Source organism: Lactobacillus helveticus DSM 20075 = CGMCC 1.1877 (genome assembly GCF_000160855.1).
GTDB lineage: Bacteria > Bacillota > Bacilli > Lactobacillales > Lactobacillaceae > Lactobacillus > Lactobacillus helveticus.
The window spans coordinates 105,589-111,136 of sequence record NZ_GG700752.1 but is presented as its reverse complement, the minus strand read 5'-3'; the positions used below and the strand labels follow the sequence as shown (position 1 = coordinate 111,136).

The 5,548-nt window shown below is 36.0% G+C and carries 6 protein-coding genes and 1 pseudogene; 3 read left to right on the top strand and 4 right to left on the bottom strand.

Annotated elements, in window-relative coordinates; all coding sequences use genetic code 11:
• Positions 1-44 precede the first annotated feature (44 nt).
• On the bottom strand, positions 45-308 hold the full coding sequence (locus tag HMPREF0518_RS10495) for a MurR/RpiR family transcriptional regulator (protein WP_003624968.1): 264 nt from the start codon (positions 306-308) through the stop codon (positions 45-47).
• An 18-nt stretch (positions 309-326) separates the two neighbouring features.
• Positions 327-407, bottom strand: a pseudogene (locus HMPREF0518_RS10895) (hypothetical protein); the annotation flags it as partial.
• A gap of 227 nt (positions 408-634) precedes the next feature.
• Between HMPREF0518_RS10895 and HMPREF0518_RS00480 the strand changes: the two are divergent.
• Both HMPREF0518_RS00480 and HMPREF0518_RS00475 read left to right on the top strand, forming a co-directional pair.
• On the top strand, positions 635-1,282 hold the full coding sequence (locus HMPREF0518_RS00480) for a deoxynucleoside kinase (RefSeq protein ID WP_003624967.1): 648 nt from the start codon (positions 635-637) through the stop codon (positions 1,280-1,282).
• A gap of 24 nt (positions 1,283-1,306) precedes the next feature.
• Entirely contained in the window at positions 1,307-1,993 is a 687-nt protein-coding gene (locus tag HMPREF0518_RS00475; protein ID WP_003624964.1) for a deoxynucleoside kinase, read from the top strand.
• A gap of 47 nt (positions 1,994-2,040) precedes the next feature.
• Here HMPREF0518_RS00475 and HMPREF0518_RS00470 read toward each other — a convergent pair whose 3' ends face one another.
• Complete coding sequence (locus HMPREF0518_RS00470; RefSeq protein WP_003624962.1) at positions 2,041-2,841, bottom strand: Cof-type HAD-IIB family hydrolase; 801 nt, start codon at positions 2,839-2,841, stop codon at positions 2,041-2,043.
• Between the two features lie 283 nt (positions 2,842-3,124).
• Here HMPREF0518_RS00470 and HMPREF0518_RS00465 point away from each other — a divergent pair, with 283 nt between their 5' ends.
• Positions 3,125-4,384, top strand: a complete 1,260-nt coding sequence (locus HMPREF0518_RS00465) for an NCS2 family permease (RefSeq protein WP_080543064.1) — start codon at positions 3,125-3,127, stop codon at positions 4,382-4,384.
• Positions 4,385-4,450: 66 nt separating this feature from the next.
• Here the strand turns inward: HMPREF0518_RS00465 and HMPREF0518_RS00460 are convergent.
• Positions 4,451-5,548 (bottom strand): ATP-binding protein (locus HMPREF0518_RS00460; protein ID WP_003624958.1); only part of this gene is annotated, 1,098 nt, incomplete at its 5' end.

The following is a 5,548-nucleotide window of genomic DNA, read 5'->3' as shown; positions in this document are numbered from 1 at the left end:
GCTGGATTCATCACGGGATTGAAATCCCGTGTTTTCTCCGGCAATTAATCAATAAAAATGACTTCTTTGCCACTGCGAATTAGCTTATCAAAAAAATCTTCCGCTGCCAATCCTGAAGCTCCTTCACCAGCAATAAATACCACTCTGGCTTTATCAATCAATTCAACAGCTTGTTTTAATTCCTTATGATCAATGGACCTACCTAAGTCAACAATATTTTTACTTAAATTAGTTTGTAATTTGAACAATACACTCGTAGGATTATCATTTTCAGTTATAATTGTTTCAATTTTGTTATCAACTTGCAATGGTTGTTCTTGAGCACAAGCTATTTGAAAATCTTTAAAGCCCTTAAAACCTAGATTTTTACAAAATCGAATTACAGAAGCACCACTAGTTTTAGTAATAGCGTCATCTGCTTTATTTTTAGATAACTTTAGCCTTAATAAAAAATGAAGTATAATTCATTTTTTTAATTTTTTCTGCTCCAATTGAATCATATTTCATTCCTATTCGATTTTTCATTTCTACCCTTGACTTTTTTGCGTGAAACAGAATTAAAAAAGAGCTTGTGTGCCACAATATCTCGTATTAAACTTATTAATTGTCCAATATCTGGTATTTAAGAAAGAATGTGATTCAAGTTATTGTTTTAAGCGGGCCAATTGGAGCCGGGAAATCCAGTTTAACCAGTATTTTAGCAGAACATTTAGGTACGCAAGCATTTTATGAAGGAGTCGACAGCAATCCTGTTTTGCCGCTCTACTATAAAGATATGAAGCGTTACACTTTTTTACTTAACACTTATTTGCTTAACCACCGTTTAGCTCAAATCAATCAAGCTATTCAAGATAAAAATAGTGTATCCGACCGTTCTATCTATGAAGATGCACTTTTCTTCAAGATGAACGCTGATAGCAAGGTTGCAGATCCTACAGAGTTTAAGATCTATGACGACTTGCTTGAAAACATGATGGAAGATACCCCAGGCAACCCTAGCAAGAAGCCTGACTTGCTTATCTACATCCATGTTTCACTTGATACCATGCTTGATCGTATTAAAAAGCGTGGTCGTTCATTTGAACAAATCAGCACAGATCCAAGTTTGAAAGATTACTACGCTAGATTGCTCAGATACTATGAGCCATGGTATGAACAATACGACGCTTCTCCTAAGATGGCTATTAATGGTGACAAACTTGATTTTGTTTCTAGCATGGACGCCCAAAGAGAAGTATTAAAGGAAATTGATGAGAAGTTGCACGAAATCGGCAACTTATAAGACTGAATAAAAAGAAGGAACGTGATGACAGTTATTGTTTTAAGCGGGCCAATTGGAGCCGGAAAATCCAGTTTAACAAGTATTTTATCTAAATATTTAGGCACTAAGCCATTTTATGAAAGTGTTGACGACAATCCAGTTCTGCCACTCTTTTATGCTGATCCTAAGAAATATGCTTTCTTATTGCAGGTATACTTCTTAAATACGCGTTTTCACAGCATTAAGGATGCTCTTACTGAAGATAACAACGTCTTAGATCGTTCTATTTATGAAGATGCGCTCTTTTTCCAAATGAACGCTGACATCGGTCGTGCAACTTCAGAAGAAGTAGATACTTACTATGAATTGTTGCATAACATGATGAACGAGCTTGAAAGAATGCCTAAGAAGAACCCAGACTTGCTTGTTCATATCAATGTTTCATATGACACCATGATTAAGCGAATTAAAAAGCGTGGACGTCCATATGAACAATTAAGTTATGATTCAACTTTAGAGGACTATTACAAGCGTCTGCTTCGTTATTACAAGCCTTGGTATGAGAACTATGATTATTCGCCAAAGATGGAAATTGACGGTGATAAACTCGATTTCATGGCTAATCCAGCCGATAAGCAAATAGTCTTGGATCAAATCACAGATAAATTAAAAGAAATGGGAAAGCTCCCTGAAGATTGGGAAAAGCCAACAGATATCCAAAGCGAAGCTTAATTTCTCGGAAAATAATAAACCGCATAGAAATTCTATGCGGTTTATCTTTATTCAAATTTTGCTAATGCTTCAGCAATGCCATCATGATTATTGTCCAGCGTCACGTGATCTAAGCCGATCTTCTCCTTTAATTCTGCAGGTGCATTGCCCATCAGAACAGGATGCCCTACTTCTTCAAGCATTTCTTCATCATTATAGTTATCACCAAAAGCAATGCAGTCTTTTAATGGCACCTTGTATTCTTCAGCTAAGATTTTTACTGCACTTGCCTTGCTTACGCCTTTTAATACTACTTCTAGTAAAGTCCTAGATGATCTTACAAAGCTAAGATCTGGGAACTTTTCAGTCAATTCTTTTTGCATGCGATCAAGTTCTTCTGACTTACCCATGATTAAGGCCTTATGCACGCCCTGCAATTTTTCAATCTGATCAACAGTCGTCGGAGTAGCTTTAACATCGACAATTTCTTCTTCGTGTTTGACCAGCGGACTTTTTTCTTTAGCACAATACCAAACATACCCACTGTAGATATTCCACGCTGATCCATTATTTTGTTCATCCACGTAACGACAAATTGCCGCAGCCTTTTTCGCATCGAAAAAGCGCGTAATTAAAGCTCTACCGGTTTCATCTAAAGCCAAGGCACCGTTATAGGCAATCATTGGGAAAACTGTTAGAATTTGGCCTACTGCAGCAGTAATTCCCTTAGGAAGTCGTGCCGAAGCCGGAATAAAAACGTTCCCCTTAATAATCTGCTGGCGGATTGCATCACGCGTTTTAGGCGTTACCTTCAATTCGTCATTAATCAATGTGCCATCAATATCTGAAAAAATAAGTTTTGCGGACATTTACTCACCTTTATTCTGTTTATTTTTACTATTTCTTATAGTTAAGAATAATGCTTAGAAAATAAGAATGAAAGCCAATACATTGATCAATATTATTAATTTTTAGTAGCAAAAGATAGTAAAAAATCTATTATTTTTATTAATAATTCGTGTTTGCATTTTTAAAAAGCAATGTTAAAGTATATAAGTTGTGTTAAAGGAGCAAAAACACGAACATTGATTTTGGAGAGAGAATAATGAATTTTATAAAAAATACTTTCAATTAGATAAATATAAGACCAGCATCAAGGTGGAATTTATTGCTGGTTTAACTACGTTTATCAGTATGTCTTATATTTTATTTGTTAACCCTAGCGTTTTGGGAGCTAGTGGCATGAATACAGGTGCCGTCTTTACCGCAACAGCCTTAGCAGCGGCTCTTGGTACTGCCATCATGGGTATTGTCGCTAACTATCCTATTGGTGAAGCACCCGCTTTAGGTATTAACGCCTTCTTTGCTTACACCGTTTGTATCGGGATGCATGTTAAGTGGCAAACAGCCTTAGCCAGCGTCTTCGTTGCCTCAATTCTTTTTATCTTGATTACTTTGTTTAAATTAAGAGAAAAGATCATTGATTCAATTCCAGCTGACTTAAAATTCGCTATTTCTTCTGGTATTGGTTTGTTCATCGCCTTCTTAGGCTTGCAAAATGGTAAGTTGATCGTTGCTAACAAATCAACCTTGGTTGGTTTAGGATCACTGCACGATCCCCTTGTTTGGATCACTATTTTCGGTTTATTAGTAACGGTTATCTTAATGATTTTGAACGTGCCTGGTGCGATCTTTATCGGCATGGTGCTAGCTGCAGTTTTTGGCATCTGCACTGGTCAAATTGCATTACCACACAAGATTATTTCTACTGCACCAAGCTTAGCTCCAACTTTTGGTCAAGCTGTCCTCCACGTTAAAGATATCAATACTGTTCAAATGTGGATCGTAGTTCTTACTTTCCTAATAGTTACATTCTTTGACACTGCAGGCACATTGATCGGTTTGGCTCAACAAGCTGGTTTCATGAAGAACAACAAGATGCCACGTGTTGGTAAGGCTTTAGCTGCTGACTCTAGTGCCATGGCTGTTGGTTCTATTCTTGGGACTTCACCAGTTGGTGCGTTTGTTGAATCAAGTGCTGGTATTGCCGTTGGTGGTCGTACCGGATTGACCGCTGTCTTCGTAGCAATCTTCTTCTTGATCTCAATGATTTTCAGTCCACTTTTAGGTGTGTTCACTGTTCAAGTTACTGCACCAGCATTGATCATCGTTGGTGTCTTGATGGCCCAAAACACTGCACATATCCATTGGAACAAGTTGGAAATTGCGGTTCCTGCATTCTTGATTATTTTAGGGATGCCATTAACCTACTCCATTTCAGATGGTTTATCATGGGGAATGATCACTTACCCAATCTGCATGATCGCAGCTAAGCGTGGCAAGGAAGTCACACCGATGATGTGGCTACTCTTCGTAATCTTCCTGATCTTCTTATGGGTTTTGAATTTCTAAACGAATGAATAAAAAGAAAGACTAGTAATCTTCGTTAAAAAACGTTGATTTACTAGTCTTTTTTAGTTAATGCTCTAATAGAAAATCAATAATATTTTGATGAATGATGCCGTTACGACTCATATTAAATTTATCCATTGATAGCACGTACTTCGGATAATTATCAGCAATCCCATCATATGCACCAAATTCACGTTCAATAGTTGCTTGACTGCCTAGCATATAAGTTACTTGATAATACCGTTTTTCATTACCTTTCTGTGCAACAAAATCAATTTCTTTCTTATCGTTTAAGCCAACAGAAACTTTATAACCTCTGCGCAATAATTCAACAAAAACAATATTTTCTAAAATTTGATCTATATTTTGCTGATTATTACCTAACATCGTTTGTCGCAAACCATGATCAGTAATGTAGTATTGATCATTGACTCTCAGATTTTGTTTTCCTTGCAAATAAGATCGGGGTACACGAGTGAACAAATAAGCATCACAGGTATAAGAAATATAATCAAGAATTGTATCTATTGAGCTTCCTCTATGCTCATTCTTAAAGAATTTTGCTATTCCTGTTGCTGAAATAGGATGACCAATCTCGCTGCTTAGATAACTAATTATTCTTCGCAGCAAATCTACATTTCTAATCTTATAACGGTCAACAATATCTTTTAGAACCACTGAACTATATATATCCTGCAAATATGTATCACAGGCCTGACGATCATTGTAAATAAGAGATAGAAATGGCATACCACCTATCTCTACGTATGTTAAGAAATCACGGTCTAAATTTTGACGATCTGAATTAATAGCTTTCAAGAATTCACTAAAAGAAAATGGATATACCTTAATTTCAATATAACGTCCAGCAATTTCTGTTGCCAACTCACCAGATAATAATTGCGAATTTGATCCCGTAATATAGATATCGCAGTCAAAACTAGCACGTAGAGAATTGATTGTCTTTTCCCAGGAAATAACTTTTTGAATTTCATCGAGAAAAATATAAGCTTTACCATCAATCTGCTGGATACGTTTAACTAATTCTTTGTTAAGTGTCTCATAATCTAATAGTGATTCATATTGCAAATCTTCAAAGTTAATATAAATAAAATTAGATTTATTTTTACCGCGCTGTATTAATTCATCTTGAATTTGTTGTAA